Source organism: Rhodobacter sp. (genome assembly GCA_020637515.1).
Classification (GTDB): Bacteria; Pseudomonadota; Alphaproteobacteria; order Rhodobacterales; family Rhodobacteraceae; genus Pararhodobacter.
Genome location: JACKKG010000001.1, coordinates 1,169,633 through 1,195,103 on the forward strand (window position 1 = coordinate 1,169,633; position 25,471 = coordinate 1,195,103).

The following is a 25,471-nucleotide window of genomic DNA, read 5'->3' on the forward strand; positions in this document are numbered from 1 at the left end:
TTTTCGGCACAAAGATGGGGCGGGGATGAGCGGGTTTGTATCCTTTGTCGGCTCGGGCCCCGGCGATCCGGACCTGCTGACGTTGCGGGCCGTGAACCGGCTGAAGGGGGCCGAGGCGGTGCTGTTCGACGACCTGTCGGCCGGGCCGATCCTGGATCTGGTGCCGGCCGGCGCCGAGTTGATCGCGGTGGGCAAGCGGGCCGGGCGCCCCTCGCCCAAGCAGGACCACGTCAGCCGGCTGCTGGTGGATTACGCCCGGGGCGGTGCGCGGGTGGTGCGTCTGAAGGCGGGCGATCCCGGCATTTTCGGGCGGCTCGAGGAAGAGATCACCGCGCTGCGCGGCGCCGGGATCGGCTACGAGATCGTGCCGGGGATCACCTCGGCCGCCGCCGCCGCCGCTGCCGCCGGCATCCCGCTGACGCGCCGGCTCGAGGCGCGGCGGGTGCAGTTCGTGACCGGCCACGACGTGACCGGCGGCCTGCCCGAGGGCCTGAACCTGGCCGCGCTGGCCGATCCGCAGGCGACCACGGTCGTGTTCATGCCCAAGCGCACCTTTGCCGCGCTGGCGGCGCGGCTGATGGCCGCCGGGCTGCCTGGCACGACCCCGGCGCTGCTGGCCGAGAACGTCAGCCACCCCGACCAGACCCTGACGCGCAGCACGGTCGAGGGTTTGGCGCGGGTGCTGGAAACGGCCGCGTCGCGGGCCCCCGGGCTGATTCTGTATGGGCCGCTGGCCGAATGAAGCTGACGCTCTGCGCCAGTTGCGCGCTGGGGCGCGGCGGGTTTGCACCGACCCTGGCAGCGGCGCTGGCGCGGGCCGGGATTGCCGCGACGGTGGACACCGTGGATTGCATGTCGGGATGCGCGCGCCCATCGACCCTGGCGGTGCGGGCGCCGGGCAAGACGGCCTATCTGTTCGGCGACCTGACCGAGGCCGACCTGCCGGACCTGCTGCGCTTCGCCGCCGCCTACGAGGCGACCGGGGACGGCTGCTTTGCCGATGCCCGGCCGCTGGGTGCGCTGCGGTTCAAGGCCCTCGCGCGCATACCTGGCTAGGGGGTCGAGGTCGCGTTCGGCCCCCGGTGTGCCGCGATCCGCCTTGACCGGGATCGGGCGACCTGCGAGGGTTGACCCCTCAGTTGCCCCGGTGCGCGGGGCCGAAATGGGAATGGGGTGAGGCCGGTAGCCGATCCCCCAGCCGCCCCCGCGACTGTAAGCGGCGAGCGGGCTGCCAAAGGGCCACTGTCCGGCGACGGGCGGGAAGGCGGCAGTCCGCAGCGACCCGCAAGCCAGGAGACCGGCCTGAGGAAGACATGCAAACGTCGTCGGTGGGACGGCAAGGAGAGCCGAATGAACACGTTGAACCATGCCAAGGCGCATTCGCTGATGGCCCCTGTCCTGGCGATGGCCCTGATCGGCCTGTCCGTGCTGTTCCTGGCGGGCCATGCGCAATCGGCCACGCTGCACGATGCAGCCCATGACATGCGTCATGCGACGGGCTTTCCCTGCCACTGAACCGGTGGCTGGACCCTGAATGTTTCAGAAAATGATGACCGGCGCGTTGATCGCCGGTGTTGCGGCGGGGCTGCTGGCGGCCGTGCTGCATTTCGCGTTCCTGCAGAAACTGATCCTGTTGGGCGAGCAATACGAAACCGGCGCCCTGGTGCATTTCCAGGCCGCGCCGATGGCGCATGACGCCACCCACGGGGCTGCGGACGCGAGCGGCGCCGCGGTGCACGGCGCGCATGACGGGCACGATCACGGCGCCGCGGCCGGCACCAGGTCGGCGCTGGGCCGGGACGCGCTGACGGTCGGGTTCACGGTGCTGATCTACGCCGCCTATGGCATGTTGCTGACCGCAGGGTTCGGCATCGCGGCCTCGTTCGGGCAGCAGATCGGCGCGACCGAGGGGCTGCTCTGGGGCTTGGCCGGGTTCGCCGCGTTCCAGCTTGCACCGGGGCTGGGCCTGGCGCCCGAACTGCCAGGCACCGCCGCCGCCGATCTCGGCGCGCGACAGGTCTGGTGGTGGAGCACGGTCCTGGCCACCGGCGCGGGCCTGGCCCTGCTGGCTTATGGCCGGTCGCGGCTGCTGGCGGCCGTCGCGGTCGCGCTGATCGCCGCGCCGCATGTGTTCGGCGCCCCGGTTCTGGACGGCTATTACGGCTATGCCCCGACCGAGGTCGGCGCCATGTATTCCGCGCGTGTCCTAGGCGTCGGTCTGGCCGTCTGGGCGTTTCTGGGCTGGCTGGCCGGCCGCCAGTGGGCGCGCATCCAGGCCTGAGGTCGCGAACGCGCGGCGCCATGCCGCGAACCGCCTTGACCGTGGCGGGGCTTGCTGTAATCGTGGTCGGGTCAGGTGCCCTGCAAGGGCTGAAACGGGAACGGGGTGAAATGCCCCGGCCGCCCCCGCGACTGTCAGCGGTGAGCTGGCTGCCAACGTGCCACTGTCCCGGACGGATGGGAAGGCGGCAGTCCGCAGCGACCCGCGAGCCAGGAGACCGGCCCGGCGACGAAAACGAATCAATCGCCGTCGGAGGGACGGCAAGGAGTGAAAGCATGCATATCGAACCGGGTGTCGTTGACGGCGCCAAGATGATCCTGTCCTACGGCACCGCCGCCGCCGCTGCGGGCGTGTCGCTGAAACTGATCGCGGACGACCTGAAGCAGCACAACGTGCTGTCCTTTGCCCTGCGTTCGGTGCTGGCCGCCATGGGCACCTTCATCTGCTTCGAGGTCCTGCCGCACATGCCGGTCGGCGTGAGCGAAGTGCACCTGATCCTGGGCACCACGCTGCTGTTGATCCTGGGCGCTGGCCCCGCCGCGCTGGGGCTGGCCGGCGGTCTGCTGATGCAGAGCCTGTTCTTCGCGCCCACCGATCTGCCGATGTATACGGTCAACGTGACCACGCTGCTGTTCCCGCTGTTCCTGATCCACATGGTCGCGGGCCGCATCATTCCCGGCGGCAAGGCCTATGTGGACCTGGGCTATGCCGAGGTTCTGAAGCTGTCGGCCGCCTATCAGGGCGGGATTGTCGCCTGGGTCGCCTTTTGGGCGTTCTATGGCGAGGGGGTTTCGGCCCTGGGCGGCGTGGTCAGCTTCGGCGCGGCCTATATGCTGGTCGTCCTGATCGAGCCGCTGGCCGATCTGGGCGCGCTGGCGCTGGCCAAGGCGTTGCGCAACCACAAGGATTCGGGCCTGTTCGTGAACCGGCTGCACAACGCCGCCTGATCGCGGGTTTTTCGGATACGCGCGGCGGGCCTCCGGGGTCTGCCGCGTTTTTCATGGGGGCCGCATGATCGCGCTCGATCTCATCGGTATCGGCACGGGCAACCCCGAGCATGTCACCCTGGCGGCGATCCGCGCCATGCGCGAGGCCGACCTGATCCTTGTCCCGCGCAAGGGCGACGACAAGGGCGATCTGGCCGATCTGCGCCGCCAGATCTGCGCCGCGCATCTGCCGGACCTGTCGCGGGTGGTCGAATTCGACCTGCCGGTGCGCGATGCCTCGGCCGGGTATCTCGACGGCGTGAACGACTGGCACGACGCCATCGCCGCCCGCTGGGCGGGGGCGATCGCCGCGCATCTGCCGGGTGGCGGGCGCGTGGCGCTTCTGGTCTGGGGCGACCCGTCGCTCTATGATTCCACGTTGCGGATCGCGGCGCGGCTGGGGCTGCGGCCGCGCGTGGTGCCGGGGGTGACCTCGCTCTCGGTGCTGACGGCCGCGCACGCGATCCCGCTCAACGATCTGGGGGCGCCCGTGGTCATCACCACCGGCCGCCGCCTGCGCGAGGGCGGCTGGCCAAAGGGCGCCGACGCCGTGGCCGTCATGCTGGATGCCGGCGGGGCGTTCAGCGCGGTGCCGGCCGAGGGCGTGACCATCTGGTGGGGCGCCTATCTGGGCATGCCGCACGAGGCGCTGATCGCCGGCCCCTTGGCCGACGTCGCCAGGACCGTGCTGGAAACCCGCGCCGCGCTGCGCGCGCGGCACGGGTGGATCATGGACATCTACCTGCTGCGCCGCTGACCCGGGGCGTGAGCCGGGGGACAAGGTCGCCGAATGACGCAAGGTTTCGCATGACTCCGCGCTGGCCCCGGCTAGGGTGGGACACAATCGCCAGACCGGAGGAACCTCGATGTCCAGTCCCTATCCCCATCTTCTCGCGCCGCTCGATCTGGGGTTCACCACGCTCAGGAACCGGGTGCTCATGGGGTCCATGCACACCGGGCTCGAAGAACGCGGCGACTGGGACCGCGTGGCCACCTATTACGCCGAGCGCGCGCGCGGCGGCGTCGGCCTGATCGTCACCGGCGGCATGGCGCCGAACAAGGAAGGCGGCGTGTTCCCCGGGGCCTCGGGCCTGTTCAGCGACCAGGACATCGCCAATCACCGCAAGGTGACGGACGCGGTGCACGCCCATGGCGGCAAGATCGCGATGCAGATCCTGCACGCCGGTCGCTATGCCTATGGTCCCGATTGCGTCAGTTCCTCGGCGGTGAAATCGCCAATCTCGCCCTTCGTGCCGCGCGAACTGGACGAGGACGGCATCGAAAAGCAGATCCGCGACTTTGCCACAGCCGCCACCCGCGCCCGCGAGGCCGGCTATGACGGGGTCGAGGTGATGGGCTCCGAAGGGTATTTCCTGAACCAGTTCCTGTGCCTGCACGTCAACCAGCGCACCGACCGCTGGGGCGGCAGCTACGAGAACCGGATGCGCCTGCCGGTCGAGGTGGTGCGCCGCGTGCGCGAGGCCGTGGGGCCGGATTTCATCATCATCTACCGGATCAGCCTGCTGGATCTGGTGCCGAACGGGCAGACCTTTGACCAGATCCTGACGCTGGCCAAGGCGATCGAGGGGGCGGGCGCGACGATCCTCAACTCGGGCATCGGCTGGCACGAGGCGCGGGTGCCCACCATCGCCACCAGCGTGCCGCGCGCGGCCTTTGCCTGGGTCACCAGGAAGCTGATGGGCCATGTGTCGATCCCGGTCATCACCTCGAACAGGATCAACAACCCCGACACCGCCGAGGCCGTGCTGGCCGGGGGCAATGCGGACATGGTGTCGATGGCGCGGCCGTTCCTGGCGGATGCCGATTTCGTCAACAAGGCCGCCGCCGGCCAAGCCGACACGATCGCGCCCTGCATCGGCTGCAACCAGGCGTGTCTCGACCATACCTTCAGCGGCAAGCTGACGTCCTGTCTGGTCAACCCGCGCGCGGGCCATGAAACCGAACTGCGCTACGAGCCGACCGCGGCCCCGCGCCGGATCGCCGTGGTGGGGGCCGGCCCCGCCGGCCTGTCGGCCGCTCTGGTGGCCGATCAGCGCGGGCACAAGGTCACGCTATTCGAAAAGGACAACCAGATCGGCGGGCAATTGAACCTGGCCCGCCAGGTGCCCGGCAAAGAGGAATTCGACGGCCTGGTGGCCTGGTTCGGAACCATGCTGGCGGCCTCGGGCATCGAGCAGCGGCTTGGCACCGTCGCCACGGCCGCGGACCTGGCGGGGTTCGATGACGTGATCGTCGCCACAGGCGTCACCCCGCGCGATCCCGGCATCCCCGGCGAGGATGGGGCCAATGTTCTGTCCTACATCGACGTGCTGCGCGACAAGGCCCCTGTGGGCAAGCGCGTCGCCGTGGTGGGCGCGGGCGGCATCGGTTTCGACATCGCCGAATACGTCACCCACCAGGGCGTCAGCCCGACGCTGGACGCCGCCGAATGGCGCAGGGAATGGGGTGTGGGCGACCCGTCCGAGGTGCCGGGCGGGTTGCTCGAACCCGCGCCGCCCGCGCCCGCGCGCGCCGTCACGCTGCTGCAACGCAAGGCCGAGAAACCCGGCAAGCGGCTGGGCAAGACCACGGGCTGGATCCACCGCGCCAGCCTTCAGGCGCGCCAGGTGCAGATGCTGGGCGGCGTCAGCTATGAGCGGATCACACCAGAAGGCATCGTTCTGGGCAGCGACAAGGGCGAGCGGTTGCTGGCGGTCGATACCGTGATCCTGTGCGCCGGCCAGGTGCCGAACCGCGCGCTGGCCGACGCCCTGGCCGGGGCCGGCGCCCGGGTGCATGTGATCGGCGGCGCCGATGTCGCGGCGGAACTCGACGCCAAGCGGGCCATCGACCAGGGCGCCCGGCTGGCCGCTGGCCTCTGAGCGCGTCGGCGGTCCAGAAACAACGCGCCCGGGCCCGTTCGGCCCGGGCTTTTTCGTGCACAATCGCCCCCTGATTGCGAAACAATCCATGGGCTATCGGTAAAACTGTGCTGAATTTACAAACGTTTGTCCCAGTTATACCCCCCCCACGCCGCTTTGGCGCCGCATTTGGGGTGTGTAACAGATCCAACGCAACAGGTCGTGTGACGGGTAGTGCAATGGATCGTTTGACTGAAATGGAAGCCTTCGCGACGGTCGTGGACCAGGGCGGTTTTACGGACGCCGCGCGCAAGATGGGCATCTCGAAATCCGCGGTGTCCAAGCACGTCTCGTCGCTGGAAGCGCGCCTTGGAGCCCGGCTGCTGAACCGCACCACGCGCCGCGTCAGCCCCACCGAGATCGGCCTGGTCTACTATGACCGCGCCCGGCGCGTGCTGAACGACGCGGGCGAGGCCGACAGCATCGTCACCGCCATGCAATCCGCCCCCTCGGGTGTGCTGCGCATGTCGGTCGCCACGGATTTCGGCGTCAGCCTGCTGTCGCCGGTGCTGGACGAATTCCTGATGGAGTTCCCGGACATCAGCGTCAACATGGTGCTGAAGAACCGCTATGTCGAACTGATCTCGGAAGGGTTCGACATGTCGATCCGCGTGGGCGAGATGGAGGACAGCTCGCTCAGGGCGCGCAAGATCACCGAAACGTCGCAACGCCTGATCGCCGCGCCGCGCTATTTCCAGGCGCATGGCCGGCCCGAGCGGATCGACGATCTGAACGACCACCGCCTGCTGCATTATTCCAACCAGGCCAGCGCCAACGTCTGGAAGATCACCGCGCCCTCGGGCGAGGTGCGCCAGGTGCGCGGCACGGGCTGGTTGACGGTGAACGATGGCCAGTCGCTGCTGAACGCCGCGGTCAAGGGCCTGGGCATCGCCTATCTGCCGAGCTTCCTGTATCACGACGCGCTGGCCCAGGGCCTGGTCGAGGACGTGATCCCCGATCTGCCGCAGACCACGCTGGGGATCTATGCGGTCTATCCGCCGGGCCGTTTCACCCAGCCCAAGGTGCGGGCCTTCATCGACTTCCTGGTCGAACGCTTTGCCGACAAGGGGCCTGACCTCTGGTGAGTTTCCTGCCCGGTCGTTTCCCTCCGACCGGATGCCGTTGACTGGCCGGCCCTGGTGGCCGGCCATTTTTCATTCCGCGCGTTATTTCTTGCCAACCTTCGAGGTGTCGGCCCCCTTGCCGCCCCCCGCCGCGGCCTCTTTTTCCGCGATGATGCGCGCCTCGGTGGCCTTGTCCGGCGACTTGGGGGCGCCCTTGCCCGCGTCCTTGCCCATACCTTTTTCCATAATTCCCTCCTTGAAACATGACGCCCGGGTCAATCCGGGCCTGGACAGCGTGACAAGAAAGCGGTCGTGGGTCAAAACGTATCTGCGCCGAGGCCCTCAACCGGCGGTCAGCACGGCCTCCCACGCGGCCTGCATATCCGCCGGGTCGAAGCGATCCGCCAGGCCCACGGCGACGGCGCGACCCTGGCCCTTTGGCGGATCGACGGGGCGCCGGCTGGCGTGCAGCCCGGCGCGGTGAAAGGCGCTCCAGCCGCCATCGCGCGTCTGCACCAGCCCTTTCAGGCGGTAAAGCCCGGGGATATCGGCCCCCAGCAGGCGGTCCAGCGCGGCGCCGTCGGCGCTGGCCGGGCCGGTCCAGACCCAGCCGCGATATTCGGCCCCGTGATCGTGCCCATGCCCGTGCGCATGAGGGTCGGCGCGTTTCAGCCGGCGCGGCAAGGGATCGAGCAGCAGTTCGGACGGCACCCGGCCATGATCGGCGACCATGCGCTGGGCCTCGGGCGCGAGGTCCGCCACCACCGCGCGCAGACGCGACAACGCGCCCGGGGGCGCGATGTCGGACTTGGTGATCAGCACCAGCCCGGCGGTGGCCAACTGGTTGCGCAGCGTGTCCGCCAGATAGGCGTCAGCCATCGCCGTTTCGAAATTCACCGCGTCCACCACGACGACCACGCCGTGCAGGTCCATCTCGGGTTCGGCCAGGGCGATCTGGCCCACCGTGAACGGATCGGCCACGCCCGAGGTTTCGATCACCAGGTGTTCGGGGCGGGGTGACATCCGCAGGATGCGGTCGATGGCACGGTAGAAATCGTTGCCGACGGTGCAGCACATGCAGCCGTTCGACAGCGCGACCGTGTCGCCCGAGCGGTTGTCGATCAGGTCCGCGTCCAGCGCGATCTCGCCAAAGTCGTTGACCAGGACGCAGATCCGGCGGCCGTGCTGGTCCGCCAGGATGTGGTTCAGCACCGTGGTCTTGCCCGCGCCCAGATAGCCCGAGATCAGCGTGACGGGTATCGGGGTCATTTGACGAACACGCGGCCGCCCTGCACGGTGCCCAGGACGGGAATGTCGCGCAGATCCTCGGGGGCGCGGGTCAGGGGGTCGTCGCCCAGCACCGCGAAATCCGCGCATTTTCCGGGCGTGATCGAGCCGATGTCACGGTCCAGTTTCAGCGAGCGCGCCGCGCCCAGGGTGATCGCGTGCAGGGCCTCCATCACCGAAATGCGCTGGTTTGCCCCCAGCACCCGGCCCCGGGGCGTGATCCGGTTCACCGCGCACCAGGCGACGTGCAGCGGGCCCAGCGGCGTGACCGGGCTGTCCGAATGGATCGCCAGCGTCACCCCGTTGTCCAGCGCCGATCGGCAGGCATTCATGCGCGCCGCGCGATCGGGACCGACGGTAAAGTCGCAATGCGCATCGCCGTAATACCACAGGTGATTGGCAAAAAGGTTCACGCACACCCCCAGCCGCGCGGCGCGGTGGAACTGGTCTTCGCCCGCCATCTGGCAATGTTGCAGCGTGTGGCGCGAATCGCCGGTGGGATGCGCCCACATGGCCTCTTCGATGGCGTCCAGCACGAAACCGCTGGCCTCGTCGCCGTTGGTGTGCAGTTGCATGTTCAACCCGGCGGCATGCAGCGCGGCGATCAGCGTCTTCAGGCGCGCGGGTTCCAGGTTCCAGATCCCGTTGGGCTGCCCGCCCAGATAACCCGGCCAGTTCATGCGGGCCGTGAAGCCCTGGATCGAACCGTCGGTCATGACCTTGCAGATGCCCATGCGCAGCATGTCGGTGGACCGGGCGCGCACCGCCAGCGCCTTGGCGACGGCGGCCTGGGGGTCCATGCCGATGACCCCCAGCGCGGGCACCAGCCGCAAGGGGTAGTCGGCGCGCGCGGTGACCGCGAGCAGGGTCTCCAGCTCGTCGTCCTCGAGCTCGGCGTAGAGATCGGTCGCGGTGGTCACGCCGGTCTGCACGGCGGCCTTTCCGAATTGCACGATGGCGTGCTCGCCGCGCGACAGGTCCTGAAGTCCGATGTTCAGCCGACGCATCAGCGGGAACATCGCGGCCATTTCCTGCAATTCTCCCATCAGCGTGCCGTCGGGCAGGCGCGGCACGCCCTCGGCGTTGGTGTCGGGGCCATAGCCGGCCAGTTCCAGCGCGGCCGAGTTCGCCGTCATCAGGTGAAAGCTTTGATGGATCACGGCAATCGGGCGCTCGGTCGAGGCGCGGTCCAGGTGCCGGCGGTTCAGGCGATCGCCCTCGAAGAACAGCGGATCAAAGCCCCAGCAGACCAGAGGGGCCCCTTCCGGCAGGGATTCGATCGCGCGTTTCATCCGTTCGATCATATCGTCCACGGTGCTTACGCCGGGCCAGAGCGTGCCGTCCGGGTCCACGCGATCCACGTTGCCGCAATAGAGATAGTCCCAAAGCGCGCCGGTCATCATGTGGCTGTGGGCCTCGACGAAACCGGGCAGCAGCACGGCGTCGCGGAACCGGTCGTCGTGGCGCACCGCGCCCCAGGGCGCCGCGATCTCGGGGCCGCCGACACCCAGAATGCGCCCGTCCCGGACCAGAACATGCGTGGCATGGGGTTGAGTCGGTTCCATCGTGAGGATACGGCGGGCGGAATAGAGGACGGTGTCGGCCATGGGATTTCCTTGTCGGATCGGGTAGGGTGCCACGAAGAATTTCCGGGTTGCGGTTTTTTCGGGCAACCCGTCCACGCGCGCAAATCAACGTATCGACTGACGCCAAGCATGCCGCAGTGCTGCACAGACTCTAGTGCCAGATTTCGGAAAACATAGAGCCAATTCGAGATAATCCTTGATCGCTGTCGGGAGGCTTCCATACTCGGCGCTGAAAAAAAAACCGGGGGTCATCCCCGAATGCCAACTGGGAGAAATGACAATGCGGCTGACGCGTAGAACGTTCTTCGGGGCTTCGGCCTCGCTCATGGCCCTGGGCCTTGGTCCGGTATCGGCCCAGGCACGCCGGGGCGGCGAGCTGGTAATCGTCAGCGGCGAGAACCCGCGGCACCTGAACCCGGCGGTGCAGTCGGGCGTGGCAACGGCGGTGCCGGGCACGCAGATCTTCGCCTCGCCCCTGCGCGTTGACGAGAACTGGGACCTGCATCCCTATCTCGCGCAAAGCTGGGAATGGGCCGACGACGGTCTCAGCCTGACGCTGAACCTGGTTCCGGGCGTGCTTTTCCACGACGGCACGCCGGTCACCTCCGAGGACGTCGCGTTCTCGATCATGACGATCAAGCAGTATCACCCGTTCCAGACCATGTTCGGCCCGGTTGACAGGGTCGAGACCCCGGACGCCAACACCGCGATCATCCGCCTGTCGCAGACCCACCCGGCGCTGTTGCTGGCGCTGACCGGCGCGCTGTGCCCGATCCTTCCCAAGCACGTCTATGGCGACGGTCAGGACATCCCGTCGCACCCGGCGAACACCGCGCCGGTGGGTTGCGGCCCGTTCAAGCTGGTCGAATACGTCGCCGGGCAGCAGATCACCCTGGTGCGCAACGACGACTTCTTCCTCGAGGGCAAGCCCTATCTCGACCGGATCACCATCCGCATCGTGCCCGACGCGGCTTCGGTCTCCCTGTCGCTGGAATCGGGCGAGGCCGATGCCGGCATCATCACCGATGCGACCGCGATCAACCGGCTGGGCAGCACCGACGGCCTGGTCGTCACGCCGCGCGGCTTCGAGGGGATCGGCCCGATCCAGTGGGTGGCGTTCAACACCCGCGTCGCGCCGTTGGACGATGCGCGCGTGCGCCAGGCCATCGCGTATTCCATGGACCGCGACTTCATCCTGAACGCGCTGATGCGTGGCGTTGCCTCCAGCCAGAAAGGCCCGATCATCGAATCGAGCCCGTTCTTCAACCCCGACATGCCCAGCTATAACATCGACCTGGACCGCGCGAATGCGCTGCTGGACGAGGCCGGGCATCCGCGCGGCGCCGACGGCACGCGCTTCAGCCTGACGATGGAGACGATCCCCGGCCGTGATTCGGCGCTGGGCAACGTGCCGGAATACCTGCGCTCGCAACTGCGCGAGGTCGGGATCGATCTGGAATTGCGGGCCTCGCCCGACTTCCCGACCTGGGCGGGCCGTCTGGCCTCGGGCGAATTCCAGATGTCGATGGACATCGTGTTCAACTGGGGCGATCCGGTGATCGGCGTGCACCGCACCTATCTCAGCACCAACATTCGCCCGGTCATCTGGTCGAACACCCAGGGCTATGCCAACCCCGAGGTGGACCGCCTGCTGAACGAGGCCGCGCGCGAGCTGGACACCGACCGCCGCCGCGACCTGTATTTCCAGTTCCAGGACATCGTCGGCAACGACCTGCCGGTCTACTGGGTGAACGCGCTGCCCTATCACCACGTCTATGACAGCCGCATCGACCTGCCGCTGTCGATCTGGGGCATGATGCAGGCCATGGACGAGGTTTACTGGACCGAAGACCGCTGAGCGCGACGCGATCTCTTCTCTCCTCGCCTGACGGCGGGGAGAGCCCGCACTTGAATCTGACCTGAAAGGCCGCGGATGGGATTCTCCAGCTACATTCTGCGCCGGTTGTTCTATGGCCTCATCCTGATGCTTGGGGTCGTGGTTCTGAATTTCTTCCTGATCCACGCCGCACCCGGCGATGCGGCCGAGGTCATCGCCGGCGAGATGGGCGGCACAACCGAGGAAATGATGGCGCAGATCCGGGCCCATTACGGGCTGGATCAACCGCTCTTGTGGCAGCTCTGGCTGTATCTCAAGCAGATCGCGATGCTGGATCTGGGCACCTCGTATCATTTCAACCGGCCCGTCACCGAACTGATCGCGCAACGCATCTGGCCGACGGTGCTGCTGGCAATGACGGCGCAACTGGTGGCCATGCTGATCGGCGTGGTCATGGGGGTGCTGGCCTCGCGCAAGCCGCAGGGCGTGTTCTCGGGGTTCGTGTCGGTCTTTTCGACCGTCGGCTATGCCGCGCCGGTGTTCTGGACCGGGCTGATGATGGTGATCCTTTTCGCGGCGACGATCCCGATCTTTCCCGTCGAGGGGATGGTCAGCGCGCGGTTCCGCGGGTCGGGCCTGGCCTATGCGCTGAACGTCGCCCACCACCTGGTGCTGCCCGCGACGACGCTGGGCATCCTGTTCCTGGCGCAATACGCCCGCCTGTCGCGCACCGCCATGATCGAGGTCCTGGGCGCCGACTATGTCCGCACCGCGCGCGCCAAGGGGCTGGGCGAGGGCAAGGTCACCTTCCGCCACGCGCTGCGCAACGCGGTGCTGCCGATCCTGACCGTCGCGGGCCTGCAATTCGGCAACCTGATCTCGGGCGCGCTGCTGGTCGAGACGGTGTTCAACTGGCCCGGCATGGGGCGGCTGGCCTTCGATTCGGTGCTCAGGCGCGACTATCCGACGCTGCTGGGCGTGCTGTTCTGTGCCTCGGCGGTGGTGGTGATCGCCAACCTGCTGACCGATATCAGCTATCGCTTTGCCGACCCCCGTATCCGCACCGGAGGGCGTTGATCCCATGACCGACACCACCGTCCCAAAGATCGAGGCCGTCAGCCCCCTGCGCGAGGCCTGGCAGCAGTTCCTGCGCAACAAGCCGGCGGTCGCCGGGCTGGTGCTGCTGATCGCCATCGTGCTGTTCGTGCTGTATGGCCGCTATCTGGTCGATGCCGATCCCTACCGCATTGTCTGGGCGCCGCTCAGCGCACCCGGCGCGAACGAAGCGGTGCCGCTGGGCACCGATTTCCTGGGTCGTGACATGCTGATCCTGCTGCTGAAAGGCGGCGCGCCAACCATGGCGGTGGGCCTGTCGGCGGCGCTGCTGACGGTCATCATCGGCATCAGCGTGGGCGCGCTGGCCGGGTATTTCGGCGGCTGGATCGACGATTTGCTGATGCGCTTCACCGAATTCTTCCAGGTGCTGCCCGCGCTGTTGTTCGCGATGGTGCTGGTGACGCTGTTCTCGCCCTCGCTGGTGACGATTTCGTTTGCGATCGGCATCGTGTCCTGGCCGGCGACGGCGCGGCTGACCCGGGCCGAGTTCCTGCGCATCCGCGAGCTGGAATACGTCACCGCCGCCCGCTCGATCGGTGCCGGCAACCAGCGCATCATCTGGAAGGTGATCCTGCCCAACGCGCTGCCGCCGCTGATCGTCTCGGCCGCGCTGACCGTGGGCGTGGCCATCCTGTTCGAGGCCGGCCTGTCATTCCTGGGGCTGGGCGATCCCAACACCATCAGCTGGGGTCTGATGATCGGCCAGAACCGGGCGTTCCTGCTCGAGGCCTGGTGGCCCGTCGCCATCCCCGGGATCGCGATCTTCCTGACGGTCTTTGCCGTGTCGCTGGTGGGCGACGGCCTCAACGATGCCTTCAATCCGAAGCTGAGGTCCCGATGACCCCATTGATGAGCCTTCAGGACCTGCGGGTCGAATTCGACACCCGTCATGGCCGCGTCACCGCATTGAGCAGCGTCAGCCTGGACGTGAGGCCGGGCGAGACGCTGGGCATCGTCGGCGAATCGGGGTGCGGAAAGTCGATCACCGCACTGGCGATGATGGGTCTGATCCCCAATCCGCCCGGCCACCTGACCCAGGGCACCATCACCTTCGACGGCGAGGACATCACCCGCGCCGCGCCGCGCCGGATGCGGCAACTCAGGGGCGGTGAGATCGCGATGATCTTCCAGGAGCCGATGACCTCGTTGAACCCGGTGTTCACGGTCGGCGACCAGATCGCCGAGGCGATCTTGCTGCATCAGGACATGTCCCGGGCCGAGGCCGACAGGCAGGTCGTCGAACTGCTGGAAACCGTCGGTATTCCCGAACCCGCCGCACGGGCCAAGTCGTATCCGCACCAATTGTCGGGGGGGATGCGCCAGCGGGTGATGATCGCCATGGCGATTTCCTGCCGGCCGAAGCTGCTGATCGCGGATGAACCGACGACCGCGCTGGATGTGACCGTTCAGGCGCAGATCTTCGACCTGATGCGCGACATTCAGCAGAAATTCGGCGTGGCGATCGTGCTGATTACCCATGACATGGGCGCCATCGCCGAAATGACCGACCGCGTCGTGGTGATGTATGCCGGGCGGGTGATCGAACAGGGGCTGTCCGACCAGATCCTGGACAATCCGCTGCACCCCTATACGCGCGGCCTGATCGGCTGCATTCCGGTGCTGGGGCGCGAGGCGGCCTCGACCGAGCGCCTGCCGCCCCTGGCCGAGATCCCCGGAGTCGTGCCGCCCCTGCACCTGCTGGGCGATGGCTGCGCCTTCGCCGACCGCTGCGCGCTGGCCGACGCGCATTGCCGCGCCGAACGTCCGCTGCTGCACGACCAGGGCCATGGCCACCCCGTCGCCTGTCACCACGCGGGAGTTCCGGCATGAACCAGCCCCTTCTTTCGGCCCGTGATCTGTCGGTCAACTTCGAGATCGGCCGCAAGGGCCTGTTTGGCAAACCGCGCCTGTTGCGGGCGGTCCGTGGCGTGGATTTCGACCTGATGCCCGGCCGCACCCTGGGCCTGGTGGGCGAGTCGGGGTCCGGCAAGACCACCACGGCGATGGCGGCGATCCGCCTGACGCCGCCCACCGGCGGGTCGGTCACCTTTGACGGAGACGACCTGCTGACCCTGCCACCCGAGGCGATGCGCGCCCACCGGCGGCATTTGCAGGTGATCTTTCAAGATCCCTATTCCTCGCTCAATCCGCGCGACAGGGTGGGTGCCATCGTGCGCGAACCCCTGGATCTGATGGACGTCGGTGATCCGGCAGGGCGCGACGAGCGCGTGCGCGAATTGTTCCGTCTGGTCGGCCTCAGGCCCGACCAGATGACGCTGTTCCCGCACCAGTTCTCGGGTGGGCAGCGGCAGCGGATCTCGATCGCGCGGGCCCTGGCGACGAACCCCCGGCTCATCGTTTGCGACGAACCCGTCAGCGCGCTGGACGTGGCGATCCAGGCGCAGATCCTCAACCTGCTGCGCCGGTTGCAGGACGAATTCGGGCTGAGCTACCTGTTCATTTCGCACGACCTGGGCGTCGTGCAGTTCATCTGCGACGACATCGCGGTCATGTATCTGGGCGAGATCGTGGAATACGCCGATCGACCGACGCTGTTTGCCCAGCCGCGCCATCCCTACACCGCGGTGCTGCTCGATGCCGCGCCGTCGCTTGCGCGGCGCAAGTCGGCCGGGTATCGCCGCGCCGGCATGGTCAAGGGCGACCTGCCGTCACCGATGAACCTGCCCCGGGGCTGCGCCTTTGCCTCGCGCTGTCCGAACGCGCAGGCCCTGTGCCGCGACGAGGCGCCGGTGCTGCGCGCCCTGGGCGACAGCCGCGTCGCCTGCCATTTCCCGCTGAGCTGACACGAAAAGACCCGGCGTTGCCCGCCGGGTCTGAAGATTGGAAATGGCCCCGGGGATTACTTGCTTCCCCCTTTCGCCGGCGTGCCCTTCACGGGTGCCGCGCCCTTGGCGGGTGCCCCCTTGGCCGGAGCACCCTTTGCCGGTGCCCCCTTGGCCCCAGCCTTGCCGTCGCCTTTTGCTGCCATGTCCGCGTCCTCCTGATGCGGGTCCACCGTGCCCTGCGGGGAAATCCCGCACGGGGACGGCTTGCCGGGATGCGCAATCCCGGCCCTTTGACGATACACCCGGCCCGGATTCTGGCAACAGAAACAGTTGTGTGATCGGTGCGATTCCGCCGGCCACGGGGGGCCGGCGGGGATCGTGGTGCAAGGGTGGAAAGGGGCGCTTGCGGGCGGCCAGGCCGCCCGCAGCCGCGCCCCGGAATGTCAGCCGAGGATCTCGGTCAGGGCGCCGTCGATCGCATCGGTGATCTGGTCGATCTGATCCGCGCTGACCACCAGCGCCGGGCTCAGGCACAGGGTGTTGTTGAACCCGGGCAGCGAGCGGTTGGTCATGCCGATCTGCACGCCGCGCTTCATCACCGCGCCAGTGATCGCCGCGACCAGCTTTTCGTCCAGCGGTTCCCGGGTCGCGCGATCCTTGACCAGCTCGGCGCCGCAAAACAGCCCGCGCCCGCGCACGTCGCCGATGACCGCGTGCTTTTCCATCAGCGCATGCAGGTTGCCGATCAGCCGGTCGCCCATCGCCAGCGTGTTCGCCAGCAGGCTTTCGTCCTCGATGATGCGCATGTTCTCGATCGCCGCCGCCGGCCCCGAGGTGCAGCCGCCAAAGGTCGAGATGTCGCGGAAATAGCCCAGCGGGTCGGCGGTGTTGTCCTTGAACATGTCGAACACGGCCTCGGTCGTGACCGTGCAGGAAATCGCCGCATAGCCCGAGGCGACACCCTTGGCCATCGTCACGATGTCGGGTTGGATGCCATAGTTCTGATAGCCGAACCAGGTGCCCGTCCGGCCGACACCGCAGACCACCTCGTCGATGATCAGCAGGACGCCGTATTTCCTGCAGATCTCCTGCACGCGCGGCCAGTAGCCTTCGGGGGGCGTAATGACGCCGCCGCCCGCCGTGACGGGTTCCAGGATGATCGCGCCGACCGTGTCGGCGCCCTCGCGCAGGATCACCTCTTCGATCGCATTCGCCGCGCGCAGGCCATAATCGGCCACGTCGCCCCACTGGCTGCGGTATTCCAGGCAGTGCGGCACCGGAACGAAGCCGTCGGGGAACGGACCATACTGCATCTTGCGCTCATCCTGCCCGCCCGAGGCAAGGCACGCGATCGTCGTGCCGTGATAGTCGCGCTCGCGATACAGGATCTTCCACTTCTTGCCGCCATGCTGACGATGCGCGATCTGGCGCACCATCTTGTAGGCCTTCTCGTTCGCTTCCGAACCCGAGTTGGAATAATACACCCGGCTCATGCCCGGCATCTTGTCGATCAGCATCTTGGCAAAGATCGCGCCCGGAATCGACCCGGCCGAGCCGGCGAAATAGTTCATCTTGACCAGTTGGTCGCGCACCGCGTTGGCGATGCTCTCGCGGCCGTAGCCGACATTGACGGTCCAGACCCCGCCCGAGACCGCGTCCAGCGTCTCTTTTCCGCTGGCGTCCCAGACGCGCAGGCCCTTGCCCTCGACGATGACCCGCGGGTCCACGGTCTCAAAGGGTTTGTGCTGCGTCAGATGGTGCCAGACATGCGTGCGGTCGGCCTCGACCACGGCGCCGATATCGTTGAACGTCGCGGTATCCATCGCGCGAATCTCTCCCTGAAGTGCCGCGCGTGACGGCGGCGTGACGTGACCCCCGATCATCTGCCCTCGCACGGCTTGCGGATAGGGCCAGTTCCGGCCTATTCATAGACCCAGAGGTCGCCATCGGCGGCCACTTGCCCAAGGATTTCCGCAATGATTTCGGTCGAATGCTTCCTGCTCGATCCCAACCGGCCCGGAACCTTGCAGAACCGCATCCGCCAGATGGTGGCCGAAGGCATCCTGGCAGGGCGTCTCAGGCCGGGGGAACGGATGCCGTCGAGCCGCCGCCTGGCCGAACATCTGGGCGTCAGCCGCATCACGGTGACGCTGGCCTATACCGATCTGGTGGCCGATGATTATCTGCGCGCGCAGGGGCGTTCGGGCTATTTCGTGTCGGAAAACGCGCCCCAGCCCGGCGATTTCCCCGAGGTCGGCGCACGCGGCACCGATGCCGTGGACTGGACCCGCGCGCTGGGCCATCGACCGGCCAGCGGGCAGTTGAACATGGGCAAGCCCCGCAATTGGCGCGATTTCCGCTATCCCTTTGTCTACGGGCAGGCGGACCCGGCGCTGTTCGATCACGCCAACTGGCGCGGCTGCATGATCCAGGCGCTGGGGCAAAAGGACTTTGCCCGCATGACCGACGACCAGTTCGAACAGGACGACCCGGGGCTGTTGGAATACATCGCCCGCCACACGCTGCCCCGGCGGGGAATCCTGGCGCGCGGTGACGAGATTCTGGTGACGCTGGGGGCGCAGAACGCACTGTGGCTGACGGCGCAACTGCTGCTGAACCAGCGCCGCAGCGCCGGGATCGAGGACCCGGGCTATCCCGGGTTGCGTGAGATCCTGAACCAGACCCGATGCCGCGTGCAGGGGCTTGCGGTCGGTCCGCGCGGCCTGGACCCGGCGGCGTTGCCGGCCGGTCTGGACGTGCTGTTCTGCACCCCCTCGCACCACTGTCCCACCGGGGCGACGATGCCGCTGGACGCCCGGCACGCGCTGCTCAAGGTCGCCAACGACCGCGGGATGCTGGTCATCGAGGACGACTACGAGTTCGAGATCAGCCCCGACCGCGCGCCCCTGCCGGCGCTGAAGTCGCTGGATCGCGAAGGGCGCGTCATCCACATCGGCAGCTTCTCGAAGTCGCTGTTTCCGGGGTTGCGGCTGGGCTTTCTGGTCGGTCCCGCGCCCTTCATCCGCGAGGCGCGGGCATTGCGGGCCACCGTGCTGCGCCACCCGCCGGGCCTGTTGCAGCGCGCCGCGGCGCATTTCCTGTCGATGGGGCATTACGACGCGATGCTCAGGCGCCTGACGCGTGCCTTTGCAACGCGGCGCGCGGTCATGCTGAAGGCCGCCGAGGAAAACGGCCTGACCATCGCCGGCGCCATCGAGGACGGGGGGTCCAGCCTGTGGATGCGGGCGCCAAAGGGCGTGAACGTGGCCGAACTGGCGCATCAGCTCAAGGATCGCAGCGTCCTGATCGAGCCGGGCACCCCCTTTTTCAGCACAGCGCGCGAGGGCGAGAGCTTCTATCGCATCGCCTATTCCTCGATCACCTCGGACCGTATTCCCGAGGGAATCCAGCGAATCGCCCGGGTGCAGGCGACGCTGGCCCGCTGACCCGTCGATCTGGCGCTAAGTTTCTGTCCCGGCTGGCCCTAAACTTTCGCCAGCCGATCGCCCAATCTGGCAACAGACCGTGCGGCCCGCATTTCGGGCCGCGCCCGATTCCCAAGGACCCAACTCGATGAAAATGACCACCGAAGAAGCCTTCGTCAAAGTTCTCCAGCGCCATGGGATCGAACATGCGTTCGGCATCATCGGTTCGGCCTTCATGCCGATTTCCGACCTGTTCCCCAAGGCCGGCATCACCTTTTGGGACTGCGCGCACGAGGGGTCGGGCGGGATGATGGCCGACGGCTACACCCGGGCCTCGGGCAAGATGTCGATGATGATCGCCCAGAACGGACCCGGCATCACCAATTTCGTCACCGCGGTAAAGACCGCCTACTGGAACCACACGCCGCTGCTGTTGGTCACGCCGCAGGCCGCGAACAAGACCATCGGCCAGGGCGGGTTCCAGGAGGTCGAACAGATGGCGCTGTTCAAGGACATGGTCGCCTATCAGGAAGAGGTCCGCGACCCCTCGCGCATCGCCGAGGTGCTGAACCGCGTGATCGTCAACGCGCACCGCCGGTCGGCGCCGGCGCAGATCAACGTGCCGCGCGACGTCTGGACCCAGGTGATCGACATCGCCCTGCCGGCCGTGGTCGAATTCGAACGCCCCGGCGGCGGGGCGGGCGCGGTGGCCGAGGCGGCGGCGCTGCTGAGCGCGGCGAAGTTCCCGGTGATTCTGAACGGTGCCGGCGTGGTGCTGGGGGGCGCGATCCCGGCCACCATGGCGCTGGCCGAGCGGCTGGATGCGCCCGTTTGCGTGGGCTACCAGCACAACGACGCCTTTCCCGGCTCGCACCCGCTGTTCGCCGGGCCCCTGGGCTACAACGGCAGCAAGGCGGGGATGGAACTGATCGCCAAGGCCGACGTGGTTCTGTGCCTGGGCACGCGGCTCAACCCGTTCTCGACCTTGCCGGGCTATGGCATCGACTACTGGCCCAAGGACGCCAGGATCATCCAGGTCGATATCAACCCCGACCGCATCGGCCTGACCAAGACCGTCTCGGTCGGCATCGTCGGAGACGCCAGGCAGGTCGCCGAGGGGATCCTGGCGCAACTGGACGAACACGCGGGCGACGCGGGTCGGGCCGAGCGCAAGGCCGAGATTGCGCAACGGAAATCCGCCTGGGCGCAGCAACTGGCGTCGATGGACCACGAGGACGACGATCCCGGCACCAGCTGGAACCAGCGGGCGCGCGATGCGAAACCGGACTGGATGAGCCCGCGCATGGCCTGGCGCGCGATCCAGTCGGCGCTGCCGCGAGAGGCGATCATCAGCTCGGACATCGGCAACAACTGCGCCATCGGCAACGCCTATCCCAGCTTCGAGGCGGGGCGGAAATACCTGGCGCCGGGTCTGTTCGGCCCCTGCGGCTATGGCCTGCCGTCGATCGTCGGCGCCAAGATCGGCTGCCCGGACGTGCCGGTCGTCGGTTTCTCGGGTGACGGGGCCTTTGGCATCGCGGTGACGGAACTGACCGCCATCGGCCGCGCCGAATGGCCGGCGATCACGATGGTGGTGTTCCGCAACTATCAGTGGGGCGCGGAAAAGCGCAACTCGACGTTGTGGTATGACGACAACTTTGTCGGCACCGAGCTGGACACCGGCGTGACCTATGCGGGGATCGCGCGCGCCTGCGGGCTGCAAGGCGTCCAGGCCAAGACGATGGACGAACTGACCGCCGCCCTGAACCAGGCGATCGAGGACCAGATGAAGCACGGCAAGACCACGCTCATCGAGGCGCTCATCAACCAGGAACTGGGCGAGCCCTTCCGCCGGGATGCGATGAAGAAGCCGGTGGTCGTGGCGGGTATCGACGCCGCCGACATGCGGCCGCAGCGGGGATGACACTCCCGTTCGGGCTGAGCCCCGAGGCCGCCGCCTTCATGGCGGCGGTCATCTTTGTCGCCGCCTTCGTGCGGGGGTATTCGGGGTTCGGCTATCCCGTGCTGGTGATCGCCGCCGGCGCGCTGGTGATGAACCCGCTGGTGTTGCTGCCGGTGGCGCTGATCGGCGACCTGCTGCTTTGCATCCAGCATTGGCGCGCGGCCCGGCCGCATGTGCATTGGCCGACCGTGCGGCGGCTGGTGATCGGCGCGGCCATCGGCATGGTGCCCGCGCTTTGGGCGCTGGGGCGGGTGGACGAACAGACGGCGCGGGTGGTGATCGGCATCGCGGTGATGCTGGCCGGGCTGGTGATGCTGAGCGGCTGGACGCTGCCTGGCCGGGTCGGGCCCTCGGCCACGCTGGGCATGGGCATCGTGTCGGGGCTGGTCTCGCCCGCCGGGGTGGCGGGGCCGCCGGTCGTGGCGCTGGCCGCGGCGCTGGGCCTGGCGCCGCTGGCCTTCCGGGCGACGCTTCTGGGATATTTCATCGCGCTGGACATCATGACCTTTGGCCAGTTCTGGCTGGCGGGACGGGTCGCGTGGGATGTGCTGTGGGCGGCGCTGCTGTCGGCGCCCCTGGTCGTGGTCGGCAGTTGGTGGGGCGCGCGCGGCGTGCACCGCGCCAATCCGCTGACCTTTCGGCGCATCACCATCGGCGTGATGATCGCGATGGCGGCGCTGGGTCTGGGGCGGGCGCTGCTATGAGGGGCGCGGTCGCAGCGTGGCACGGCCCAAGGTTCCCCCGGGGCGCTGACCCGCGCGATCAGGCCCCGCGGTCAGGGCCTGTCCACCATGGCAAGGGTCACGGCGGTGGCGGCGACGATATCGTCCACGCTGGCGCCGCGCGACAGGTCGCAGACCGGTTTCGCAAAGCCTTGCAGAAACGGGCCCACCGCCTGCGCGCCGCCCAGTTCTTGCATCAGCTTGTAGGCGATGTTGCCCGCATTCAGGTCGGGGAAGATCAGCGTGTTCGCGGCAGGCGCGTCGTATCCTTTCGCCTGTGCGATGGCGGCATTGAGGGCCGCGTCGGCTTGCACAGGGCCGGGGAACCCCGCGTCGGCGGCGGCGGCGCGCACGCGGTCCACCGAGGGGCCGGAACCGGACGAGCCGGTCGAATAGCTGAGCATCGCCACCCGGGCCTCGCCCAGCAGCGCCCGCGCCGAGGCCGCCGAGGCGCGCGCGATGTCGGCCAGTTGCGCCGCGTCGGGATCGGTGTTGACCGCGCAATCGGCAAACACCAGGTCGCGTCCGTCGGGCATCAGCATCAGGAAAAAGCTGGACGGTGTCCGCACGCCCTGGGCCATGCCAACGGCCAGGGCCGCGGCCTCGATCACGCGGCGGGTGGCGTTGGCGGCGCCGGCGACCATGGCGTCGGCCTCGCCCGCGGCGACCATCGCGGCGGCGCGGATCAGCGGCTTTTCAAGCATCCTCAGCGCCAGCGCGGGTTTCAGACCCGGGCGGTTGGCCAGCAGGTGATCGACATAGGCCTCGACCGGGCGTGCCTCGGCCAGGGCGACCGGACGGGCCAGCCCCTCGGCCAGCAGGCGCCGGGTGGCTTCGGCGACCCGGGGGTCCTCGTGTTCGGGCAGGATCACCCGCGCCTTGCGGGCTTTCGCCGTGGCGATGGCCTGTTCCAGAACCCTCATCTTTCCCTCCGTCACCGATCAACCGGGAGACTGCCGATATGACCGACACCGTCAAGATCAACCGCGGCCTGAAGGGCGTTTATTTCGAACGCTCGGGCATTTCCGATATCGACGGCCGCGCCGGGATGCTGACCTATCGCGGCTATTCGATCCACGACCTGGCGACCCGCGCCACCTTCGAGGAGGTCTGCTACCTGCTGGTCCATGGCGAGCTGCCGGACGCCGTCCAACTCGCCGGTTTCGATGCCGCGCTGAAGGCCGGGCGGCAGTTGCCGGGCGCCGTGCACGACATCATCCGCGCCTGCGCCGAGGGGCATCCGATGGATGTGCTGCGCACGGCGGTGTCGGCGCTGGCCGCGCTCGAGCCCGACAGTCAGGACGCCAGCGAGGCGGGCTTTGTCCGCAACGGCATCCGTCTGACGGCCCAGGTGCCGATGATCGTCGCCGCGCACGAGGCGATCCGCAATGGCCGTGCCCCGGTCGAACCCGATCAGAGCCTGAGCCACGCCGCGAACTGGTTGTGGATGTTGAAGGGCGAAAAGCCCAGCGCCGACGCCGCGCGGCTGGCGGATGTGGACTTCATCCTGCACGCCGAGCACGGCTCGAACGCGTCGTCCTTTGCCGCGCGCGTCACCGTGGGGACCGAGGCCAATCTTCATGGCGCCATGGTCAGCGCCCTGTCCACGCTGGCCGGTCCCGCCCATGGCGGCGCGGCCGAGGACGTGATGAAGATGGTCCACGAGATCGGCAGCCCCGACAAGGCCGCCGCCTATGTCGCCGCCAAGCGCGCCGCTAAGGAAGCGGTCACAGGGTTCGGCCACCGCGTCTATCGCGCCGAGGACCCGCGCGCGCGCCACATGCGCGAGGGCGTGCGCAAGCTGGGCGAGGAGATGGGCGAACCCGGCTGGTATGAAATCCTGCAAGCCGTGGTCGAGGCGATGAAGCCCTACGCGCGCCACGGGCTCAACGTGAACGTCGATTTCTACTCGGGCGTGATCTATCAGTTGCACGGCATTCCGATGGACCTGTATGTGCCGATCTTTGCCATTGGCCGAATGCCGGGCTGGCTGGCGCAATGTCTGGAACAGCGGCGCGGCAACATCCTGATCCGCCCGCTGACGCTGTATGACGGCGCCGCGCCACGCGACTGGGTGGCGCTGGCGGACCGCTGAGGTTCGTCAGGTCACGCGCAGATAGCCGGTGAGCCCGGTTTTCTGATGCTCGATGACGTGGCAGTGAAAGGCCCAGTCGCCGGGGTTGTCGGCGACCAGGGCCACATCGATCGTCTCGTATTTCAGCAACAGGGCGGTATCGGTCCAGTTCTGCGGGATGTCGCGCAGGTTCGATGCGAGCGGCAGAAAGGACATGCCGTGCAGGTGGATCGGGTGGTCGTTGGGGCTTTCATTCCTCAGCCGCAGGATATAGGTCCGCCCGCGTTCGAGTGTCGCCAGCGGCCCCGCGCCCGAGGCATCGCCCTGCCAGGACACGCGGTTGATCGACCAGAACGTATAGCCCAGCGACCCGCAATACCCGTCATTCGACGGCGGCCCGCCGGGCGCCCAGCCAAAGACGAACTCGATCACCTCGGGATCGGACAGGTCCGGCGTCGGCAGCGGGTTCGGGGGCAGAGGGCGCAGATCGGCCAGATCGCGACCCAGGTCGCGGCCGGTGGCGCGCAACCGGATCACCGGGCGCAGGCCGCCGGGCTGGTCGTTCAGCACGGCGATTTCCGTTCCCTCGGTCGCGGGCATCCTGAGCGCGATGTCGGCGCGTTGGCCCGGGCCCAGGATCAGCGGCGCCTCGGCGCTGGGCCAGGGCAGGGGGGTGTTCAGCGGGTGGCCGTCAAAGGCGATGATGCGCCCCTCGGCGCCGGGCAGGTGCAGGCGGTAGACACGGGTCGTGTCGGTGGCCACCAGTCGCAGGCGGACCAGGCCGCCGGCGGGCGCGTCCTCGACCGGGTCCCGCTGCCAGTTGGCGGTGTGCACGGTGCCGAAGGTGCCGTCGCGTGCCGCGCCCCGGGGCGTGTAGAAGGCGATGAACTGGCCGTCCTCGCCCAGCCGGAAATCGCGCATGTTCACCGGGATGTCGGCGTCGAATCCGGGGTCGTCGGGTTCCTCGACGATCAGGATGCCGGTCAACCCCAACGCCATCTGCGCCATCGTGTTGCAATGGGGGTGATACCAGTAGGTGCCGGCGTCGGGCGGGGTGAAATCGTAGACGTAGCTGTCACCCTGGCCCATGGGCACCTGCGTCAGATAAGGCACGCCGTCCATTTGCACCGGGATGCGCATCCCGTGCCAATGCATGGTCGTGTAATCGTCGAAGGTGTTGATCACCTCGGCCACGAAGCGTTCGCCCTGCCGCAGGCGAAGCACTGGCGGCGGCGCGTCGGCCGACAGGCTGACCATCCCTTCGGTCACCGCGTTGCCGGTCAGGTCATAGCGCGCACCCTGGATCGTCAGGCGCAACGGCTGGCCGAGGGCGCGCTGTCCCAGGCCGGCGGCGCCCAGGCCGACAGCGGCGCCGGTGGACAGCAGGAAGTGGCGGCGATTCATGGCGGGGGCTCGCATCCGG

Annotated in this window: 23 protein-coding genes and 2 riboswitches; of the genes, 17 read left to right on the forward strand and 6 right to left on the reverse strand. The window is 68.0% G+C overall.

What is annotated here, in order from left to right:
• Positions 1–25 precede the first annotated feature (25 nt).
• The 8 genes from cobA to H6900_05685 all read left to right on the forward strand — a co-directional run bounded on the left by cobA (position 26) and on the right by H6900_05685 (position 7,273).
• Positions 26–742 carry a uroporphyrinogen-III C-methyltransferase gene (cobA, locus tag H6900_05650; GenBank protein MCC0072756.1) on the forward strand — a complete coding sequence of 239 codons (717 nt, stop codon included), beginning with the start codon at positions 26–28 and terminating at the stop codon, positions 740–742.
• Positions 739–1,056, forward strand: a complete 318-nt coding sequence (locus H6900_05655; GenBank protein ID MCC0072757.1) for a DUF1636 family protein — start codon at positions 739–741, stop codon at positions 1,054–1,056. The genes cobA and H6900_05655 overlap by 4 nt, the downstream gene beginning before the upstream one ends.
• Before the next feature lie 64 nt (positions 1,057–1,120).
• Positions 1,121–1,321, forward strand: a riboswitch (cobalamin riboswitch).
• Between the two features lie 29 nt (positions 1,322–1,350).
• A complete protein-coding gene (locus H6900_05660; GenBank protein ID MCC0072758.1) occupies positions 1,351–1,515 on the forward strand; it encodes a CbtB-domain containing protein in 165 nt (54 codons plus the stop codon).
• Between the two features lie 19 nt (positions 1,516–1,534).
• Positions 1,535–2,281, forward strand: a complete 747-nt coding sequence (locus H6900_05665; GenBank protein ID MCC0072759.1) for a CbtA family protein — start codon at positions 1,535–1,537, stop codon at positions 2,279–2,281.
• Between the two features lie 56 nt (positions 2,282–2,337).
• Positions 2,338–2,522: riboswitch (cobalamin riboswitch) on the forward strand.
• 34 nt (positions 2,523–2,556) lie between these two features.
• Complete coding sequence (locus tag H6900_05670) at positions 2,557–3,228, forward strand: energy-coupling factor ABC transporter permease (protein ID MCC0072760.1); 672 nt, start codon at positions 2,557–2,559, stop codon at positions 3,226–3,228.
• Between the two features lie 64 nt (positions 3,229–3,292).
• Positions 3,293–4,024, forward strand: coding sequence for a precorrin-6A synthase (deacetylating) (locus tag H6900_05675; protein MCC0072761.1), 732 nt, complete (start codon positions 3,293–3,295; stop codon positions 4,022–4,024).
• Positions 4,025–4,133: 109 nt separating this feature from the next.
• The gene (locus H6900_05680; GenBank protein MCC0072762.1) at positions 4,134–6,149 is read left to right on the forward strand and encodes an FAD-dependent oxidoreductase; all 2,016 of its coding nucleotides are present in this window, start codon (positions 4,134–4,136) and stop codon (positions 6,147–6,149) included.
• A gap of 218 nt (positions 6,150–6,367) precedes the next feature.
• Positions 6,368–7,273 (forward strand): LysR family transcriptional regulator, encoded by a 906-nt coding sequence (locus H6900_05685; protein MCC0072763.1) that lies wholly within the window; start codon positions 6,368–6,370, stop codon positions 7,271–7,273.
• An 81-nt stretch (positions 7,274–7,354) separates the two neighbouring features.
• Here H6900_05685 and H6900_05690 read toward each other — a convergent pair whose 3' ends face one another.
• From H6900_05690 to H6900_05700, 3 genes are all read right to left on the reverse strand, one after another.
• Positions 7,355–7,498 (reverse strand): hypothetical protein, encoded by a 144-nt coding sequence (locus H6900_05690; GenBank protein ID MCC0072764.1) that lies wholly within the window; start codon positions 7,496–7,498, stop codon positions 7,355–7,357.
• Between the two features lie 96 nt (positions 7,499–7,594).
• The gene (locus H6900_05695; GenBank protein MCC0072765.1) at positions 7,595–8,521 is read right to left on the reverse strand and encodes a GTP-binding protein; all 927 of its coding nucleotides are present in this window, start codon (positions 8,519–8,521) and stop codon (positions 7,595–7,597) included.
• Positions 8,518–10,146: an amidohydrolase gene (locus H6900_05700; GenBank protein ID MCC0072766.1), complete on the reverse strand. Its 1,629-nt coding sequence runs from the start codon at positions 10,144–10,146 to the stop codon at positions 8,518–8,520. The genes H6900_05695 and H6900_05700 overlap by 4 nt, the downstream gene beginning before the upstream one ends.
• A gap of 259 nt (positions 10,147–10,405) precedes the next feature.
• Here H6900_05700 and H6900_05705 point away from each other — a divergent pair, with 259 nt between their 5' ends.
• The 5 genes from H6900_05705 (at position 10,406) to H6900_05725 (ending at position 15,882) form a co-directional block, all read left to right on the forward strand.
• Positions 10,406–11,983, forward strand: a complete 1,578-nt coding sequence (locus H6900_05705) for an ABC transporter substrate-binding protein (protein ID MCC0072767.1) — start codon at positions 10,406–10,408, stop codon at positions 11,981–11,983.
• Between the two features lie 75 nt (positions 11,984–12,058).
• A complete protein-coding gene (locus H6900_05710; protein MCC0072768.1) occupies positions 12,059–13,039 on the forward strand; it encodes an ABC transporter permease in 981 nt (326 codons plus the stop codon).
• Between the two features lie 4 nt (positions 13,040–13,043).
• Positions 13,044–13,919, forward strand: a complete 876-nt coding sequence (locus H6900_05715) for an ABC transporter permease (GenBank protein ID MCC0072769.1) — start codon at positions 13,044–13,046, stop codon at positions 13,917–13,919.
• The gene (locus H6900_05720) at positions 13,916–14,908 is read left to right on the forward strand and encodes an ABC transporter ATP-binding protein (protein ID MCC0072770.1); all 993 of its coding nucleotides are present in this window, start codon (positions 13,916–13,918) and stop codon (positions 14,906–14,908) included. The genes H6900_05715 and H6900_05720 overlap by 4 nt, the downstream gene beginning before the upstream one ends.
• Positions 14,905–15,882 carry an ATP-binding cassette domain-containing protein gene (locus tag H6900_05725; GenBank protein MCC0072771.1) on the forward strand — a complete coding sequence of 326 codons (978 nt, stop codon included), beginning with the start codon at positions 14,905–14,907 and terminating at the stop codon, positions 15,880–15,882. The genes H6900_05720 and H6900_05725 overlap by 4 nt, the downstream gene beginning before the upstream one ends.
• Positions 15,883–16,307: 425 nt before the next feature.
• Here the strand turns inward: H6900_05725 and H6900_05730 are convergent, their stop codons facing one another.
• Positions 16,308–17,687, reverse strand: coding sequence for an aminotransferase class III-fold pyridoxal phosphate-dependent enzyme (locus tag H6900_05730; GenBank protein ID MCC0072772.1), 1,380 nt, complete (start codon positions 17,685–17,687; stop codon positions 16,308–16,310).
• Positions 17,688–17,840: 153 nt separating this feature from the next.
• On the opposite strand from H6900_05730, the gene H6900_05735 reads away from it, so the two are divergent.
• The 3 genes from H6900_05735 to H6900_05745 all read left to right on the forward strand — a co-directional run bounded on the left by H6900_05735 (position 17,841) and on the right by H6900_05745 (position 21,956).
• Positions 17,841–19,310 (forward strand): PLP-dependent aminotransferase family protein, encoded by a 1,470-nt coding sequence (locus H6900_05735; protein MCC0072773.1) that lies wholly within the window; start codon positions 17,841–17,843, stop codon positions 19,308–19,310.
• 127 nt (positions 19,311–19,437) lie between these two features.
• Positions 19,438–21,213: a sulfoacetaldehyde acetyltransferase gene (gene xsc / locus H6900_05740; protein ID MCC0072774.1), complete on the forward strand. Its 1,776-nt coding sequence runs from the start codon at positions 19,438–19,440 to the stop codon at positions 21,211–21,213.
• Positions 21,210–21,956, forward strand: a complete 747-nt coding sequence (locus H6900_05745; GenBank protein MCC0072775.1) for a sulfite exporter TauE/SafE family protein — start codon at positions 21,210–21,212, stop codon at positions 21,954–21,956. Before xsc ends, H6900_05745 begins: the two co-directional genes overlap by 4 nt.
• 71 nt (positions 21,957–22,027) lie before the next feature.
• Here H6900_05745 and H6900_05750 read toward each other — a convergent pair whose 3' ends face one another.
• On the reverse strand, positions 22,028–22,897 hold the full coding sequence (locus H6900_05750) for a phosphate acetyltransferase (GenBank protein ID MCC0072776.1): 870 nt from the start codon (positions 22,895–22,897) through the stop codon (positions 22,028–22,030).
• A 38-nt stretch (positions 22,898–22,935) separates the two neighbouring features.
• On the opposite strand from H6900_05750, the gene H6900_05755 reads away from it, so the two are divergent.
• Complete coding sequence (locus tag H6900_05755; protein ID MCC0072777.1) at positions 22,936–24,069, forward strand: citrate (Si)-synthase; 1,134 nt, start codon at positions 22,936–22,938, stop codon at positions 24,067–24,069.
• 6 nt (positions 24,070–24,075) lie between these two features.
• Here H6900_05755 and H6900_05760 read toward each other — a convergent pair whose 3' ends face one another.
• Positions 24,076–25,452 (reverse strand): multicopper oxidase family protein, encoded by a 1,377-nt coding sequence (locus H6900_05760; GenBank protein ID MCC0072778.1) that lies wholly within the window; start codon positions 25,450–25,452, stop codon positions 24,076–24,078.
• Positions 25,453–25,471: the final 19 nt, after the last annotated feature.

What these genes read in the sequence shown, in the direction of transcription:
- H6900_05695 (MCC0072765.1), bottom strand. Translation starts at nt 8,521, where the DNA reads ATGACCCCGATACCCGTCACGCTGATCTCGGGCTATCTGGGCGCGGGC.
- H6900_05675 (MCC0072761.1), top strand. Translation starts at nt 3,293, where the DNA reads ATGATCGCGCTCGATCTCATCGGTATCGGCACGGGCAACCCCGAGCAT.
- H6900_05690 (MCC0072764.1), bottom strand. Translation starts at nt 7,498, where the DNA reads ATGGAAAAAGGTATGGGCAAGGACGCGGGCAAGGGCGCCCCCAAGTCG.
- H6900_05655 (MCC0072757.1), top strand. Translation starts at nt 739, where the DNA reads ATGAAGCTGACGCTCTGCGCCAGTTGCGCGCTGGGGCGCGGCGGGTTT.
- H6900_05670 (MCC0072760.1), top strand. Translation starts at nt 2,557, where the DNA reads ATGCATATCGAACCGGGTGTCGTTGACGGCGCCAAGATGATCCTGTCC.
- cobA (MCC0072756.1), top strand. Translation starts at nt 26, where the DNA reads ATGAGCGGGTTTGTATCCTTTGTCGGCTCGGGCCCCGGCGATCCGGAC.
- H6900_05715 (MCC0072769.1), top strand. Translation starts at nt 13,044, where the DNA reads ATGACCGACACCACCGTCCCAAAGATCGAGGCCGTCAGCCCCCTGCGC.
- H6900_05760 (MCC0072778.1), bottom strand. Translation starts at nt 25,452, where the DNA reads ATGAATCGCCGCCACTTCCTGCTGTCCACCGGCGCCGCTGTCGGCCTG.
- H6900_05710 (MCC0072768.1), top strand. Translation starts at nt 12,059, where the DNA reads ATGGGATTCTCCAGCTACATTCTGCGCCGGTTGTTCTATGGCCTCATC.
- H6900_05660 (MCC0072758.1), top strand. Translation starts at nt 1,351, where the DNA reads ATGAACACGTTGAACCATGCCAAGGCGCATTCGCTGATGGCCCCTGTC.
- H6900_05665 (MCC0072759.1), top strand. Translation starts at nt 1,535, where the DNA reads ATGTTTCAGAAAATGATGACCGGCGCGTTGATCGCCGGTGTTGCGGCG.
- H6900_05730 (MCC0072772.1), bottom strand. Translation starts at nt 17,687, where the DNA reads ATGGATACCGCGACGTTCAACGATATCGGCGCCGTGGTCGAGGCCGAC.
- H6900_05755 (MCC0072777.1), top strand. Translation starts at nt 22,936, where the DNA reads ATGACCGACACCGTCAAGATCAACCGCGGCCTGAAGGGCGTTTATTTC.
- H6900_05725 (MCC0072771.1), top strand. Translation starts at nt 14,905, where the DNA reads ATGAACCAGCCCCTTCTTTCGGCCCGTGATCTGTCGGTCAACTTCGAG.
- H6900_05705 (MCC0072767.1), top strand. Translation starts at nt 10,406, where the DNA reads ATGCGGCTGACGCGTAGAACGTTCTTCGGGGCTTCGGCCTCGCTCATG.
- xsc (MCC0072774.1), top strand. Translation starts at nt 19,438, where the DNA reads ATGAAAATGACCACCGAAGAAGCCTTCGTCAAAGTTCTCCAGCGCCAT.
- H6900_05700 (MCC0072766.1), bottom strand. Translation starts at nt 10,146, where the DNA reads ATGGCCGACACCGTCCTCTATTCCGCCCGCCGTATCCTCACGATGGAA.
- H6900_05745 (MCC0072775.1), top strand. Translation starts at nt 21,210, where the DNA reads ATGACACTCCCGTTCGGGCTGAGCCCCGAGGCCGCCGCCTTCATGGCG.
- H6900_05720 (MCC0072770.1), top strand. Translation starts at nt 13,916, where the DNA reads ATGACCCCATTGATGAGCCTTCAGGACCTGCGGGTCGAATTCGACACC.
- H6900_05680 (MCC0072762.1), top strand. Translation starts at nt 4,134, where the DNA reads ATGTCCAGTCCCTATCCCCATCTTCTCGCGCCGCTCGATCTGGGGTTC.
- H6900_05735 (MCC0072773.1), top strand. Translation starts at nt 17,841, where the DNA reads ATGATTTCGGTCGAATGCTTCCTGCTCGATCCCAACCGGCCCGGAACC.
- H6900_05750 (MCC0072776.1), bottom strand. Translation starts at nt 22,897, where the DNA reads ATGAGGGTTCTGGAACAGGCCATCGCCACGGCGAAAGCCCGCAAGGCG.
- H6900_05685 (MCC0072763.1), top strand. Translation starts at nt 6,368, where the DNA reads ATGGATCGTTTGACTGAAATGGAAGCCTTCGCGACGGTCGTGGACCAG.